Genomic DNA, 14,906 nt, shown 5'->3' on the forward strand with positions numbered 1-14,906 from the left:
TGGCTTAAGGAGGGGCCTACAATTGCTTTATTGGCCCAAAGTTAGCCTGAAAAAAGGCCAAGATCCAAGTCATTGACCTTAAATTAAACCTAAAAATTTAAAAAAATTGCTGATCCTAAATTATACCAAGTAAAAAAGTAACTCTTCCGATGCTTTTACCACCGGAAGAGCTTAGTATAGTTTTATCATCATTACTTCCAATACTTTCTTTGTTCAAGTTTTTCGAAGTAGTCTGATTTATTTTCAAACCAATAAGGAAATTGACAGCCTTTATTGACATAACGTATATGTCTTTTACCAAAATTTTTTTCTGGTTCGAAATGTTTATTCAATATATTTTTAATCACTAGTGGTGCATGAAACATTTTAAATTCACTTATTATGTTTCACGCTATTTCCATCCATAAAAAAATCCTTTATACTGAGCTTGGATGACTTATCCAAGACCAATACAAAGGACAACAACATGGATAAGTATAAAACAATTTCAGCTTTTAATAAATGGTTTTCGAATATTATTTTAAAAAAATTACCTTTTTCTATTCGTGAAAAAATTTCTCAAGCCGACAAGTATCATAAAAAGTTTGATTTTGAACACTTTTTGAAAGTGTTTCTCTATGGCATCGACAATGAGTGCGAAAGTTTACGTGAAATAGATACAGCGTTTGTTTCGCCTGATCTACAACAGACCATGGCGTTAGATGCCATTAGTCATTCGCAGCTTTCCCGTGCACTCGCCCAGATGGATGACGAAATTTTGTGGGCGATTTTCGCACAGTTACTGGAAAAAGCACGGTCAAAAATACCGGTGACCAAACGAAACGCACTCTATCTCGTGGATTCTTCCACTTTTTCGTTAAATACCACTCGGTACCCTTGGGCAGACTTTCGCTCAACCAAAGCGGGGATCAAGCTTCACTTAAAACTCTGTTTTATGGATAAAGAGCATTTTTATCCGGATCAGTTTGAAGTCACGAATGCGGTAGAACATGATGACAATCACTTAGAAGTTTTTGTCAATCAACCGGAAGCGACCTATATCTTTGATCGTGGCTATATTGATTACGAGCGACTGGACGAGATGGAAGCTGACGGCTACTTTTTCGTCACAAGAGTGAAGAAAAACGCCAAAGTTCATGTCCTAGAAACTTATGAACCTTCTCAGAGTAAAAACATTTTGCGTGACCAAATGGTAGTGTTAGGCACTCAGGTTTATTTAACTTCCCCATTTCGCTTGGTCACGATTCAGGATGAAAAAGGAAAACAATTACGCTTTGTCACCAACCGTTTTGATGTGACCGCCCAAGAAGTGGCCGACATGTACAAAGCGAGATGGCAAATTGAACTATTTTTTAAGCACATCAAGCAACATATGACGATTAAAAAGCTATTTTCACACAGTGAAAAAGGGGTAAGCAATCAAATCATTCTTGCCATGATTGCCAGTCTATTGACGTATTTAATCAAAGTAGAGACAGGAAGTAGGAAATCCCTGTTCCAAATCAAGCGCCTATTAAAACATCTGCTTTTTCAACCTTTTGAAGAATTGTGGGTGTTACTCGTTCCTACGTGACGAAATAGCATTTGTCGTCGTTGCAATAGTATTCAGATAAATAATGAAAAAATTTTTTCTGGAAAAGTCATCCCTTGCGTAAGCATTTGATTTTTTTGTCATTTTTTAGAAAAAAGTTAAAATCTGAATATTCTGATTATATTAATGCACCACTAGTGCTTAAACATATACTCAATATTAAAGGTCCACACAGCTTTTTTTTTGCTCAAGCCATACAAAAAAAGAACTTCCAGCGCTGAATGACCAATTTTTTTATAATGTCCTTATATATACTTCAAAAGCTTGCGAAGGTCGTGGAGTAATAAAGCTTAGAATATTCCTCCCATTTTTAAAGATCATTCAAGATTAAGACTAGAAGAGTTTATAATCTTAGCTACATCTGTTCTTTCAGATATAGTATTTTCAACTAGCACCTTATTTCATTGAGAGACTTTGTATACAATGTTATCGACGGATACGATCTAATAAAGGATTCGCATACTTGAGGAATGTCTCCAAGTGGGGCGATACCACTAATAATTTATTTTGTTGTTCAATAACCTAAGCACGCACTTTAGTTAATTGTGTATAGTAAGATGGTAATTGTTGAAAATAAGGATTAAATAACTTGTTTCTAGTTTATCTAAACCAGCTAAGATCAAAAAATTGAATCAATTGAACCAATTTTTCATTGTCATTTTCTTATGAAGTTCTAATAGCTATTGAAGTGCTTCTTGTTCTAATATTTTTCTAGTCTGTTAAGTAATCAAGCATAATCTGCTAATAATTATATAAATTTCTTTTAAAAATGTTTATTTTTGTTTTAAATTCTTGTTTGTTTTTGTAAAATGTAGACTAAAGAGAATTATAGTTGGGAGTAAATTAATGTTAAAAGAAGAGCGTTTGGATGCGATTGTTGATTTAGTCGATCAAAAAAGGGCGATCAAAGTTAATGATATTGTGAATAAGTTGGAAGTCTCCGACATGACTGTGAGACGAGATCTAACCGAATTAGAGAAAGCGGGACGTATAAAAAGGGTACATGGCGGGGCTCAAACATTAAATATATATCGTCCCGAGGAACTCTCACATGCTGATAAACAAATTATTAATAAAAATGAGAAACGAGAAGTTGCCCAAAAAGCACTTCAATTGATGCATGAAGAGGAAGTAATTTATTTAGGACCTGGAACGACAATTGAATTATTAGCGGATATTATGGAATTTGATAATCTGCGAGTGGTAACTAATTGTTTACCAGTATTCCAAACTTTAAGAAAAAAAACGGGAAATATTAAGGTTTACTTAGCTGGGGGAGAGATGCGTGATTTAACACAAGCTTTTTTTGGTGAGATAACAAACAAAGCTTTACAAGATATGCATTTTCATCACGCTTTTTTTAGTTCTAATGCGGTTAAAGGAAGCGAGATAATGACAGCAACTATTGAGGAAGGACAAACACAAGCGATTGCTTTAAATAACTCTGTGAATAAATATCTGTTACTTGACTCATCAAAAATAGAAAAAGAAGATTTTTATACCTATTATAGTTTGCGTAATGTGACGGCTGTAGTAATGAATCAAGATAGTTATAATACTCATCAAAAAATAGAAAAAGAAGTCCCAGTGATTGTTTAATACTATTTTTAGTAAAAAAAGCTCACAAATTGCTGTTTTATTTACCAGCAATTTGTGAGCTTTTTATAAAGAATTAGTTTGAATTTTTTTCAGCTGCATAGGCTGCATTACGTTTGCGCATTTCACGTCTATACCACATAAAAATTAATAAATAAGCAATAAGAGCAAGAGCTGCATAAATCATAAATTCAACTTGTCCTTGTGAAGCGTTACCTACAAGATAGCCTAAAAATTTCTCTATTGGACCTTCCATGGTTGTTTGAGAAATTAATTGACTGTCAGCCACACCTTCGGGAAAGGCACCAATGTTTTTAGCCATATTAGTAACAAAAGGCGCTGCTAAGGTACCAGCCCATAAGAATATAGGTAACTCAATAGCACCTATGACAATCATTCTTATAATTCGACCTCGAGTTACCACAAGTAATGCAGGAGTAACACCCATAGCTATAATACCTCCTAGTGGTAGTAGGGCATTTCCAGGCAGTATCATTGCTTCTAGTAACATAATTGGGGCTAAAACATTTGCTGCTGCCCAAATTTCGGCACGTCCAGCTAAAAATGGCCAATCTATTCCAATATTTAAAGTGCGTCCCTTTAAACGTTTGGAAGTGAAATCAGTAATCCCTTGTGAAAGGGGCTCGATAGCATCGATAAACCATTGACCAATAAGTGAAAATAGTTCTAGACTGACAGCGGCAGTAAAGGATAATTCAAAGATTTCAGTTGCACTTTGTCCAGAAAGTAATCCCACAAAAATACCTAGATAAATCCCTATGGCAAATTTAGATCCCCAAAAACCTATTTTGTTATTCAATTTAGCGGCATCGAAATCATATTTATCCAACCAAGGGAATAATTTATCAAAAATTTTATCAAAAACCATGATGATAGGATTCATCATATAGTTCATATGTGTCGTTGTCATTACACTGCTTTCCGGTGCATTTAGTAAATCATTGAATGTTGGTTTCATTAAGTCGGCGTTGATAATTTTTAAAACACCAATAAAAGTAACCAACACTGTAGCGATCAACAAGTTAGCACCGGCCCAAATGGAAAATAGCCCAACAAAAGCTAGATGCCAAACATCAAAAATATCAACATCCAATGTATTTGTTTTTTTCCATATAAGCATAATAACGTTTACAATAACTAAAATTAATAGGAAATAAAGTGTGTAAGGTGATCCCCAGGTAATTGTTGCTAGTGGCGCCCAGCCGACATCAGTGATATTTAAAGAAAGTCCAGTAAGCTCGACAAAGTCTTCCATAGCTCCTGAGAATGCATTGGTCAACATGTCAATAATTGCGCCGATCCCAGTAATGGCGATCCCTAATTTTAAACCACCTTCTAGTGCACGAGAAGGTTTTACCTTAAAAAGCAAGGCGATAAGTGTTAAAACGATCGCCATCATTGGTGCTGCACCTAAATCAATTAGCGGTTGAAAAATTTTATTGGCTATATCTATAATAAAATCCATGTTATGCCCCACCTCCTTTCATTCATGTTACTTTCCATTGAGTTCTTTAATTTTATTTTCTAAATCTTGGTAAACAGGTTCTGCCATTGCAGGAACACGATAGAGGATAGCGCCAGCATCAACAACAGGGATGGTAACATCAAAACCAAGGTCAGTGTTAGCAATTTGTGCGAAAATATCATAATGACCTAATTTGTCTTGATTAATGTCTTTGATCATAGTCGTATCCACCGAGACTTGATAGCCTCTTTTTTTCATTTCGTTTTCTAATGCGCTCTTAATTTGATGGCTGGTGTTTACTCCGGCTCCGCAAGCAGCTAAAATTTTAATCATTTGCAATTACTCCTCTAAAATTATTTTTTAAAAAATTAAATAGTTGTTCAGGATCTTCCATTTGAAAAAAAGCATCTAATTCATTTTTATCGCATGAATTAATAAAATCCATGATGGAAGCAAGTAGTCCTGTTTGTTCTTGCCCATTTTGATTTAATATCATAAATAAAAATGAAACAGGAATCTTTTCTTCTGGGTTAATCATATTATAAAAGTCTACAGGATGGTTTAATTTTATTGGAACGATTCCACTAGTTTTAACAAATTGACTCTCAGTATGGGGAATAGCTATATTAGGAAGTCCTGAATCTATTGGTTTTAAATCTATCCCCGTGGGGTAATTTTGTTCCCGTTCACATAAGTTTTCCAGAAAATCTTTTGTTACACAATCCTGCTTTAATAAATCTTCATAAACTTCTGTAAATACATCTCCTTTTTTTTTCTTGTTTGAAATATAAATACGTGTCTTTGTAAATAAATTATCGAACGTAATCATTGAAAACCTCCTTTCGTAAAAGTCCGATTATGTTTATAACGAACACTCTACTATCATTTTAAACCGTTTTCGTTGTTTGTCAATAATAATATTCAATCAAAGTTAAGCATTATTTACGATGATATTGTTTACATCTGATTGTTTTAGTTTTATAATTGTAGTTGAAACTTGAAAAAATTATGAAGGAGGAAGTAAGATGAGAGTTGTAATCGGTTCAGATGAGCAAGGGATGGAATTGAAAGACACAATTAAGTCGTATTTAATAGATGAAGGATATGAAGTAGTCGACAAAAGTGAACAAGCTGCTAGTGACTTTGTTGAGTCAACTTTAGCTATTGCCCAAGATTTATTAAAAGATGAGGATAGCTTAGGGATTGAGATCGATGGCTACGGAGCTGGTAGTTTTATGGCAGCTACGAAAGTTAAAGGAATAATAGCAGCTGAAGTTTCTGACGAACGTTCTGCATTTATGACACGTAAACATAATAACTGCCGGTTAATTACATTAGGTTCTGCTGTTACAGGTCCAATTTTGGCAAAAAACATTGTCAAAGAATTCTTACAAGCAGGTTATGATGGTGGAAGACATCAAGTTCGTGTTGATATGTTAAACAAAATGGCATAAAAATAAAGTAAAGAAAGAGGGATTGAATCATGAAAATTGCAATAGGTAATGATCATATTGTGACAGATACTAAAATTGCTGTATCAGACTTTTTGAAAGATGAAGGATATGAAGTATTAGATGTAGGAGCTTATGATTACACTCGCACACATTATCCAATCTACGGGAAAAAAGTAGGTGAAGCCGTAGCAAATGGAGATGCTGACTTGGGAGTATGTATTTGCGGTACAGGCGTTGGAATTAATGTTGCAGCAAATAAAGTTCCTGGTATTCGTTCTGCTCTGGTCCGTGATATGTCTAGTGCAGTTTATGCTAAAGAAGAATTAAATGCTAATGTTATTGGATTTGGAGGGAAAATATCTGGTGAATTTTTGATTTGCGATACAATCAAAGCTTTCATTGAGGCAAAATATAAAGAAACGGAAGAAAATAAACAACTGATTGCTAAAATCGACCAGATAGAAGAAAATCGTCCTGAACAAGAAGATTCTCATTTCTTTGATGAGTTTATCGAAAAATGGAATCGTGGAGAATATCACGATTAATGAAAGAGTTAAAACACCAAAAAGAGATCTTCTTTTTCGATATGGATGGCTTATTATTTGATACTGAAAAGCTTTATTATGAAACACGATATCAAGTTCTAAGTAAATATGGCTATTCTTATAGCATGAAAGAGCATATACGTTATATCGGAAGAGGTTTTGACGATACAGTTTATAAGCTACAGAAATTAACTGGTGATAAAAAACTAGGCCAAAAAATTTTTAATGAATCGATGGCTCTTTTTCAGCTAGCTATTGAAAAAGGTCACTTATCTTTAAAAAAGGGAGCGTTAGATTTTTTAACAGAGTTAAATGAAAAGGGTAAGAAATGCTACATTACTACTTCTTCTTCAAAAAAAGTGGCGATGAGAGTATTGCAAATAGCAAAAATTGAAAACTTTTTTTGTGAAATTATCAGTGGGGAAGAAGTCTGTAGTAATAAGCCGGCCCCAGATATTTATTTGCGTGCTTTAACAATAGCTCAAGCAAGCAAAGAAGAGACGGTAGTATTCGAAGATGCCAAAAGTGGAGTCGAGGCGGCTATACAGGCTGGAATCAATGTGATTATGATACCAGATTGGGTAACGCCAGACGAAGAAGATAAGAGAAGAACTATAGCTGTAGCGCCCAGCTTGTATGAAGCCGCTGCACTTTTTCATTAAAAATATCAGGAGGTAAAGATATGATTATATCTGTGACAATGAACCCTTCAGTTGATATTTCCTATCCTTTGGAAAATTTCAAGTTGGATACAGTGAATCGTGTCACCAATACAACAAAAACAGCCGGAGGTAAAGGATTAAATGTTGCTAGAGTCTTGCAGCAAGCTGGAGCGAATGTTTTAGCAAGTGGCATGATTGGCGGCCATTTAGGTGAATTTATTCAGTCAGAGTTAGAAAATAATAAAATTTCCCATGACTTTTTTACAATTAATGGTCAAACGCGTAATTGTATTGCGATATTGCATGAAGGAAAACAAACGGAAATTTTAGAAAAAGGACCAATAATCTCAGAAAGTGAAGAAGAACGTTTTTTATCATATTTTGCACACTTAATCACGCAAGCAGACATATTATCTTTTTCAGGTAGTTTGCCTGCTGGGCTGCCAGAGGATTACTATGAAAAAATGATCAGTTTGTGTAATAAGCAACACAAGCCCGTAGTGTTGGATAGTTCGGGTACTAGTTTGCAAAAAGTATTAGCCAGTAAAGCAAAGCCCTTATTAATTAAACCTAATATTGAAGAATTGGCTGCTTTACTTGGAAAATCAATTGAAAACGATTCAGAAAGTTTAAAACATGTTTTAACAAATCCTTTATTTAATGGGGTCGAATGGATTGTTGTTTCAATGGGGGCGGATGGCGCATTTGTTAAACATTTTAATACATTTTATCAAGTAACAATTCCTCAAATTGATGTAACTAATCCAGTAGGATCAGGTGACGCCACTGTTGCGGGATTAACACAAGCTCTAGAGATGCAACAAAGTGATGAGGAGATATTAAAACACGGGAATGTATTGGGAATGCTGAACGCGCAGGAAAAAAGAACTGGGCATGTGAATATGCAAAATTATTCAGCATTAATAAAACGAGTTCAAGTAAAAGAAGTTTAATTAAAAGAGGTACGAAATGATGGATAAACAAAAATATATGAAGAAATTAAGCGATGAAAATCATATTATTAGCGCCTTAGCAATCGACCAACGAGGTGCTTTAAAAAAAATGATAAATAAATTCCAAGATGAACCAGTAACTACTAAACAGATTGAAAACTTTAAGGAAATCGTTTCTTCTGAGTTAACGCCGTATACTTCAGCAATTTTATTGGACCCGGAGTACGGTTTGTCAGCAGCTAAGGTCAAAGATGTTAATGCAGGTGAGTTGTTAGCTTATGAACAAACGGGTTATGATACAACGGTTCCTGGACGATTGCCTGATCTTTTACCTGGATGGTCTGTCCAACGTCTCAAAGATCAAGGCGCAGATGCTTGTAAATTTTTACTTTATTACGATGTGGATGAAACTGAGAAAATTAATCAACAAAAACAAGCCTTTGTTGAAAGAATCGGCACAGAGTGTCAAACCGAAGAGATACCTTTTTTCTTAGAGTTAGTTACTTATGATGCTTTTGATCCCGATAATAGCACAAAAGAATTTGCTTTAAAAAAGCCGCATAAAGTTAATGAAGCAATGAAAGAATTTTCGAAGTCTTGTTACGGTGTCGATGTATTAAAAGTAGAAGTTCCCGTAAATATGGCTTATGTTGAAGGCTATGCCAAAAAAGAGTCAGCTTACACACAAAAGGAAGCTCTTGGATATTTTGAAGAACAAGCGCGATCAACTACTCTTCCTTTTATCTTTTTAAGTGCAGGTGTTACTGCTGATATGTTTCAAGAAACGTTGCGCTTCGCTAAAAAAGGAGGCTCCACTTTTAATGGCGTATTATGCGGCCGTGCGACATGGGCGGATGGTGTAGAAGTATTTGTAACAGAAGGAGAAAAAGCAGCTAGAGAATGGATGAGAACTAAAGGTAAAAAAATGTCGAAGAATTAAATGAAGTGTTACAGAAAACAGCAGTTCCTTGGCAATTTAATCATTAAGATAGTGTATTTAATGAATTTGAATGAATTTTAAAATTCTATGAATAACTAATTTGGGTGATCAATGATGTATTTTTTCTGCGATATGGAATAGTTGATAGTAGGCCTTATCAATCGTTGTATCATCGGATTATTGATATATCCATTTGATCTAGACTTGGTAAATTAAACAGATATTATCACTAGTGGTGCATGAAACATTTTAAATTAGCTCTTTATGTTTCACACTATTTTCATTCATAAAAAAATCCTTTATACTGAGCTTGGATGACTTATCCAAGACCAATACAAAGGAACTTAATATGGATAAGTATAAAACAATTTCAGCTTTTAATAAATGGTTTTCGAACATAAATTTCAAAAAATTACCTTTTTCTATTCGTGAGAAAATTTCTCAAGCCGACAAGTATCATAAAAAATTTGCTTTTGAACACTTTTTGAAGGTGTTTCTCTATGGCATCGATCATGAGTGTGAAAGTTTACGTGAAATGGATACGGCATTTGTTTCCCCTGATCTACAACAGACCATGGCGTTAGATGCCATCAGCCATTCGCAGCTTTCCCGTGAGCTCGCCCAGATGGATGACGAAATTTTGTGGGCGATTTTCGCACAGTTACTGGAAAAAGCACGGTCAAAAACACCGGTGACTAAACGAAATGCGCTCTATCTCGTGGATTCTTCTACCTTTCCGTTAAATACCACTCGATATCCTTGGGCGGACTTTCGCTCAACCAAAGCGGGGATCAAGCTTCACTTAAAACTTTGTTTTATGGATAAAGAACACTTGTATCCGGATCAGTTTGAAGTCACGAATGCGGTTGAACATGATGACAATCACTTAGAAGTTTTTGTCAATCAACCGGAAGCGACCTATATCTTTGACCATGGTTATATTGATTACGAGCGACTGGATGAAATGGAAGCCGATGGCTATTTTTTCGTCACAAGAGTGAAGAAAAACACCAAAATCCATGTCAGAGAAACTTATGATACTTCTCAGAGTAAAAACATTTTGCGTGACCAAATGGTGGTGTTAGGTACGCAGGTTTATTTAACCTCCCCGTTTCGCTTAGTGACGATTCAGGATGAAAAGGGAAAACAATTACGTTTTGTCACTAACCGTTTTGATGTGACCGCCCAAGAAGTGGCCGACATGTACAAAGCTCGTTGGCAAATTGAACTATTTTTTAAGCACATCAAGCAACATATGACGATAAAAAAGCTATTTTCCCACAGTGAAAAAGGGGTAAGCAATCAAATCATTCTCGCCATGATTGCCAGTCTACTGACGTATTTACTCAAAGTGGAGACAGGAAGTAAGAAATCTCCTTTTCAAATCAAGCGTCTATTGAAACACTTGCTTTTTCAACCTTTTGAAGAATTATGGGTGTTGCTCGTTCCTACGTGACGAAATAGCATTTGTCGTTGTTGCAATAGTATTCAGATAAATAATGAAAATTTTTTTCTGGAAAAGTCATCCTTTGCGCAAGCATTTGATTTTTTTGTCATTTTTTAGAAAAAAGTTAAAATCTGAATATTCTGATCATATTAATGCACCACTAGTGATTTTTAATATATTTTTCTTTATAGTCATCACCCACAAATGCTAGTATGTCTGATCTTTTGAGTGAACGATTATGCATAATTGTGCCATATTCACAAATTGTTCGAGCATAGGCTGTTTCTTTTGGTTCAATAAAGCTGCAAGAAGCGCAACTTAAGGTATAACGTTTTTGTATCATATGAAAACTGCCGCAGTTTTGACATCGAATGCCTTTTTTTAATTGTGCTAGTCTTTTTTCTGAACAGATGTAATCAGTCCGGTAGGAAGGGATGGTATGATTTTGTATCACAGTGTGCCAACCGTTTGCTGGACATTTTCGGTAATTCTCATTTAAATTCATTAACCATAGGGGAATTTTTTCGTAGGTTAATGTTGTTTCAGTTACTTCGTCTTTGATCGTAATTTCTGATTGGGGATTTATAAATATCAAGACACCTTCAACTTTCATATTAATATGAAAGTCATCCAACAAACGTTTGGTGATTCTCTTAGCGCGACGCAGCTGTTCATAAATATCATGAGGTAAAAGTTTTTGTGTATACCATGCATTATTAACGTAAGTGTATTGTCCATGATAATTTTTAATATCAATAAGGATAATCGTGTGATCGTTGACGATTATTTTGTCCATTTGCAAAATATTTTCTTGATAACTTAATGTTATATCATTAATAATGGAAAAAGGTTTGTCTAAAAAGTAAGAACATAATTTATCAAAATCCGTTTCCCCCTTGTGGCCAAGTTTCGATCGGTGATAAACATTTGCTTCTTCTTTTGTTAATTCACCTCGATGGTTCATTTCTTCCAACCATTGTAGTTTATGACTCTTTTTGCGCATAATATCCTCTCCTAACAGGGCTTTATTTACTAGTACGCAAAAAACGTTAGTTTCTTTTTATAAACTTTTTTCAATTCTAATAAAAATAAGACGATTTTTTGGGATTTGACCAAGGAAATCGCTATAATAAAAGAAAAGAGAGGAAAGGAGATTATTATGGGATTATTAGTAGATGGCAAGTGGTACGATCAATGGTATGATACCGAAAGTACAGGTGGGCGTTTTATTCGTAGTGATTCGCAGTTTCGTAATTGGGTAACCAAAGATGGTAGCGCAGGACCAACAGGCGAAAGTGGCTTTAAAGCAGAGCCAGATAGATATCATTTATATGTTTCTTTAGCTTGTCCTTGGGCAAGTCGTACGTTAATTATGCGTAAGTTAAAAGGTTTGGAAGAGATGATTCCGCTATCTGTCGTAAACCCATATATGGGAGAAAACGGTTGGACTTTTGCAGAAGATAAAGGCGTTATTAAAGATCCGATAATCAACGCGGATTATTTGTATCAAATTTATACCCATGTAGATCCAGACTATAGTGGTCGTGTCACAGTTCCTGTTTTATATGACAAAAAACAAAATAAAATCGTTAGCAACGAATCTTCCGAAATTATGCGAATGTTCAATTCAGCTTTTGACGATATCGGAGCTGAAGCTGGCGATTATTATCCTAAAGAACTGCGAGCAGAAATTGATGCGATCAATGATAAAGTTTATAACAATGTAAATAATGGTGTATATAAAACAGGATTTGCGACAAAACAAGAAGTTTATGAACAGGAAGTTAAAAATTTATTTACTGTTTTAGATGAACTAGAAGAACGTTTGAGCCAACAGCCATATTTAGTAAGTGATCAATTAACAGAAGCTGATTGGCGCTTGTTTACCACACTCGTTCGTTTTGATAGTGTTTACTTTGGTCATTTTAAATGTAATATCCATGCGTTGACAGATTATAAAAATCTATGGCGCTATACCAGAGAATTATATAATTATCCAGGAATTAAAGAGACAGTAGATTTTTATCATATTAAAAATCATTATTACAGAAGCCATCCAACGATTAATCCTAATGGAATCGTGCCTGTAGGACCTAAATTGGATTGGCGTTTGTCCGAAGAAGATAGGAAAAAATAGAAGACGTAAAAGCGCACCGGCACTTTTTTTGTTCGGTGTGTTTTTTATTCTTAAACTTTTAGAAAGCGTTTGACATGAACCCTAGTTCATACAGTATAATAAAAAGACTAGAAGAGATCTATTTTTTCGTAAGGAAGAAGGTGTTATTATGCAAGAAGAAATAACAGGTAAAATTCCACGTTTAATTGATGAGGTCGAAAAGGTCATTTTTGGCAAACGGGAATCTATTCGGCTAACGATTGCTGCTTTATTAGCAGGAGGCCATGTTCTTTTTGAAGATGTTCCAGGCGTAGGTAAGACGATGATGATTAAAACATTAGCTAAGGCAATAAGTGGTACGTTTTCACGCGTTCAATTTACCCCAGACTTGTTGCCTAGTGATATTACAGGAGTGACCATTTTTAATTCACAAACGAATCAGTTTGAATTTCGACAAGGTCCGATTTTTACTACAATTTTATTGGCAGATGAAATCAACCGGACGACGCCTCGCTCCCAGGCAGCTCTTTTAGAAGCCATGTCAGAAAGAGCAGTAACTATTGATAATCATACCCACCTACTTTCTTCACATTTTTTTGTTCTAGCGACGCAAAATCCGATTGAATTTGAAGGGACGTATCCTTTACCAGAAGCACAATTAGATCGTTTCTTATTTCGTTTATCGATTGGTTATCCTTCTTTTGATGATGAATTAAATTTGATGTTAAAACCTCAGCAAGAAGAAGTTGAAATCAATCAAGTGATTACATCAGAAGAAGTTGAGGAACTAAAAAATATCGTTGCTCAGGTATATGTGGATAAGCAAGTCGCTAAATACGGGCTAGAACTCATTACTGCTAGTCGTAATCATCCAGAAATTGTTTTAGGTATTAGTCCTAGAGGAAGTTCAGCTTTTATTCAAGGGGCACGCGCTTATGCATTAACACAAGGGAGAACTTATGTTACGCCTGAGGATTTACAAAATATTTTACCTGCGACATTTGGTCATCGATTACGATTAGAAGGTGGCTATTATGATGAACAGCGGCTTAACTCTGTGATGGAGCAATTGATAGAGGAAGTGCCTGTACCTATACGGCAGGTGAGAAGATGAAATACCTTCAGCAAACTTGGCACTTTTTAGCTTTTTTATGTGTCTATTTATTATTTGTTAGTTATGCTTTAGCTTTTCCTTCTGACACTGCATGGACCTTACTTCTGTTTTCTACATTGGTGGTTTTATTAGAGGTTTTTAGCCTAATAGGAAGTCTTCAAAATCTTGAATTTAAAGCGTCGCATTATCTATTGGCTCATGTAGACGAAATAGTTCCAGTAGAAATTACGATGAATAAACAGCCAAAAAAATTACTCTGGCTAATGGTCTGTAAAGTGTCTTCACCTCAGTATTTAGAAGATTTTACTTATTCATTTTATTATGGTCAGAAAAAGTCATTACAGATAACTTGGCAACCCTATACACGTGGTATCGTACAAAAACAGACGATGCATATTACAGCTTCCGATTTGTTTAGTTGGTTAAAAAAAGAAAGCACAAATTCATTTACGGTACATTGGTTGGTATTGCCGGCTGTTCATCCTTTAGGAAAAGTAGCGGCAAATTTTTTTCAAAAACAGTTAATACTTAATAAACAAAATTTTGGCGAACCTTCCTTTAAAATTAAGAAATTTCGGCCCTATCAATCAGGAGATCGACTAAACCAAATTGATTGGAAACTTTCAAGTAAGCAGCAAGAATTAGTTTTACGCGAATACGAACAAGAACAACCAATAGAAACTATTTTTTTATTTTACGGCAAGAATAGCGCCTCCTTTGAAGCTATGTTAAGTTTATTTTATTCTTTTTGGCAAGAGTTTCAAAAGGATAAAGCGCGATTTGTCCTTTTAGGAGAACAAGGAGCTAGCTCAACTAATTTAACACAAGAGGACTTTTCAACTATTCAACCTTTAAATGAGGAAGTTGAACTTCCTGATTTTGGAAAAAAACAGATCATCCATTTTATTCCAGAAATGAACCAGCAAGCAGAAGTTTTTTCTGCCAGTCGTTGGGTTCAAGTGTATGATTACCAGCAGCTGTTGCAACAACTGAAGGAGTGAG

Annotated in this window: 14 protein-coding genes and 1 pseudogene; 11 read left to right on the forward strand and 4 right to left on the reverse strand. The window is 35.0% G+C overall.

What is annotated here, in order from left to right; translation table 11 throughout:
- Positions 1-466: 466 nt before the first annotated feature.
- Positions 467-1,573, forward strand: coding sequence for an IS4 family transposase (locus C7K42_RS09330; RefSeq protein WP_014123838.1), 1,107 nt, complete (start codon positions 467-469; stop codon positions 1,571-1,573).
- Positions 1,574-2,437: 864 nt separating this feature from the next.
- Positions 2,438-3,190 carry a DeoR/GlpR family DNA-binding transcription regulator gene (locus C7K42_RS09335; RefSeq protein WP_014123839.1) on the forward strand — a complete coding sequence of 251 codons (753 nt, stop codon included), beginning with the start codon at positions 2,438-2,440 and terminating at the stop codon, positions 3,188-3,190.
- 73 nt (positions 3,191-3,263) lie between these two features.
- On the opposite strand, the gene C7K42_RS09340 is transcribed toward C7K42_RS09335, so the two are convergent.
- Genes C7K42_RS09340 through C7K42_RS09350 form a run of 3 tightly spaced genes read right to left on the reverse strand, consistent with a single transcriptional unit; the run spans position 3,264 to position 5,502 of the window.
- Positions 3,264-4,673: a PTS galactitol transporter subunit IIC gene (locus C7K42_RS09340; RefSeq protein WP_103099715.1), complete on the reverse strand. Its 1,410-nt coding sequence runs from the start codon at positions 4,671-4,673 to the stop codon at positions 3,264-3,266.
- 27 nt (positions 4,674-4,700) lie between these two features.
- Positions 4,701-5,006 carry a PTS sugar transporter subunit IIB gene (locus tag C7K42_RS09345; RefSeq protein WP_014123841.1) on the reverse strand — a complete coding sequence of 102 codons (306 nt, stop codon included), beginning with the start codon at positions 5,004-5,006 and terminating at the stop codon, positions 4,701-4,703.
- A complete protein-coding gene (locus C7K42_RS09350; protein WP_014123842.1) occupies positions 4,999-5,502 on the reverse strand; it encodes a PTS sugar transporter subunit IIA in 504 nt (167 codons plus the stop codon). Before C7K42_RS09350 ends, C7K42_RS09345 begins: the two co-directional genes overlap by 8 nt.
- Positions 5,503-5,698: 196 nt before the next feature.
- Here C7K42_RS09350 and lacA point away from each other — a divergent pair, with 196 nt between their 5' ends.
- The 6 genes and pseudogenes from lacA (at position 5,699) to C7K42_RS09380 (ending at position 10,683) form a co-directional block, all read left to right on the forward strand.
- A complete protein-coding gene (lacA, locus tag C7K42_RS09355; RefSeq protein WP_014123843.1) occupies positions 5,699-6,127 on the forward strand; it encodes a galactose-6-phosphate isomerase subunit LacA in 429 nt (142 codons plus the stop codon).
- 29 nt (positions 6,128-6,156) lie between these two features.
- Entirely contained in the window at positions 6,157-6,672 is a 516-nt protein-coding gene (gene lacB, locus C7K42_RS09360; protein ID WP_014123844.1) for a galactose-6-phosphate isomerase subunit LacB, read from the forward strand.
- Positions 6,672-7,334, forward strand: coding sequence for an HAD family hydrolase (locus tag C7K42_RS09365; protein WP_014123845.1), 663 nt, complete (start codon positions 6,672-6,674; stop codon positions 7,332-7,334). Before lacB ends, C7K42_RS09365 begins: the two co-directional genes overlap by 1 nt.
- Before the next feature lie 20 nt (positions 7,335-7,354).
- The gene (locus C7K42_RS09370) at positions 7,355-8,287 is read left to right on the forward strand and encodes a tagatose-6-phosphate kinase (RefSeq protein ID WP_014123846.1); all 933 of its coding nucleotides are present in this window, start codon (positions 7,355-7,357) and stop codon (positions 8,285-8,287) included.
- A gap of 16 nt (positions 8,288-8,303) precedes the next feature.
- A pseudogene (gene lacD, locus C7K42_RS09375) lies at positions 8,304-9,274 on the forward strand (tagatose-bisphosphate aldolase).
- A 302-nt stretch (positions 9,275-9,576) separates the two neighbouring features.
- Positions 9,577-10,683 (forward strand): IS4-like element ISTeha5 family transposase, encoded by a 1,107-nt coding sequence (locus tag C7K42_RS09380; RefSeq protein ID WP_124175419.1) that lies wholly within the window; start codon positions 9,577-9,579, stop codon positions 10,681-10,683.
- A 151-nt stretch (positions 10,684-10,834) separates the two neighbouring features.
- On the opposite strand, the gene C7K42_RS09385 is transcribed toward C7K42_RS09380, so the two are convergent.
- Positions 10,835-11,677: a nuclease-related domain-containing protein gene (locus C7K42_RS09385; RefSeq protein WP_014125764.1), complete on the reverse strand. Its 843-nt coding sequence runs from the start codon at positions 11,675-11,677 to the stop codon at positions 10,835-10,837.
- 156 nt (positions 11,678-11,833) lie between these two features.
- Between C7K42_RS09385 and C7K42_RS09390 the strand changes: the two genes are divergently transcribed.
- The 3 genes from C7K42_RS09390 to C7K42_RS09400 all read left to right on the forward strand — a co-directional run bounded on the left by C7K42_RS09390 (position 11,834) and on the right by C7K42_RS09400 (position 14,905).
- Positions 11,834-12,811 carry a glutathione S-transferase family protein gene (locus tag C7K42_RS09390; RefSeq protein ID WP_014125763.1) on the forward strand — a complete coding sequence of 326 codons (978 nt, stop codon included), beginning with the start codon at positions 11,834-11,836 and terminating at the stop codon, positions 12,809-12,811.
- A 148-nt stretch (positions 12,812-12,959) separates the two neighbouring features.
- Entirely contained in the window at positions 12,960-13,904 is a 945-nt protein-coding gene (locus C7K42_RS09395; RefSeq protein ID WP_061841308.1) for an AAA family ATPase, read from the forward strand.
- Positions 13,901-14,905: a DUF58 domain-containing protein gene (locus C7K42_RS09400; protein WP_014125761.1), complete on the forward strand. Its 1,005-nt coding sequence runs from the start codon at positions 13,901-13,903 to the stop codon at positions 14,903-14,905. Before C7K42_RS09395 ends, C7K42_RS09400 begins: the two co-directional genes overlap by 4 nt.
- Position 14,906: the final 1 nt, after the last annotated feature.

This window comes from Tetragenococcus halophilus subsp. halophilus DSM 20339, from assembly GCF_003841405.1.
In the GTDB taxonomy this organism is placed as follows: Bacteria; Bacillota; Bacilli; order Lactobacillales; family Enterococcaceae; genus Tetragenococcus; species Tetragenococcus halophilus.

Coding starts and splice junctions, on each gene's coding strand:
- C7K42_RS09330 (WP_014123838.1), top strand. CDS start 467: ATGGATAAGTATAAAACAATTTCAGCTTTTAATAAATGGTTTTCGAAT.
- C7K42_RS09370 (WP_014123846.1), top strand. CDS start 7,355: ATGATTATATCTGTGACAATGAACCCTTCAGTTGATATTTCCTATCCT.
- lacB (WP_014123844.1), top strand. CDS start 6,157: ATGAAAATTGCAATAGGTAATGATCATATTGTGACAGATACTAAAATT.
- C7K42_RS09340 (WP_103099715.1), bottom strand. CDS start 4,673: ATGGATTTTATTATAGATATAGCCAATAAAATTTTTCAACCGCTAATT.
- C7K42_RS09365 (WP_014123845.1), top strand. CDS start 6,672: ATGAAAGAGTTAAAACACCAAAAAGAGATCTTCTTTTTCGATATGGAT.
- C7K42_RS09350 (WP_014123842.1), bottom strand. CDS start 5,502: ATGATTACGTTCGATAATTTATTTACAAAGACACGTATTTATATTTCA.
- C7K42_RS09390 (WP_014125763.1), top strand. CDS start 11,834: ATGGGATTATTAGTAGATGGCAAGTGGTACGATCAATGGTATGATACC.
- C7K42_RS09385 (WP_014125764.1), bottom strand. CDS start 11,677: ATGCGCAAAAAGAGTCATAAACTACAATGGTTGGAAGAAATGAACCAT.
- C7K42_RS09395 (WP_061841308.1), top strand. CDS start 12,960: ATGCAAGAAGAAATAACAGGTAAAATTCCACGTTTAATTGATGAGGTC.
- C7K42_RS09400 (WP_014125761.1), top strand. CDS start 13,901: ATGAAATACCTTCAGCAAACTTGGCACTTTTTAGCTTTTTTATGTGTC.
- C7K42_RS09345 (WP_014123841.1), bottom strand. CDS start 5,006: ATGATTAAAATTTTAGCTGCTTGCGGAGCCGGAGTAAACACCAGCCAT.
- lacA (WP_014123843.1), top strand. CDS start 5,699: ATGAGAGTTGTAATCGGTTCAGATGAGCAAGGGATGGAATTGAAAGAC.
- C7K42_RS09380 (WP_124175419.1), top strand. CDS start 9,577: ATGGATAAGTATAAAACAATTTCAGCTTTTAATAAATGGTTTTCGAAC.
- C7K42_RS09335 (WP_014123839.1), top strand. CDS start 2,438: ATGTTAAAAGAAGAGCGTTTGGATGCGATTGTTGATTTAGTCGATCAA.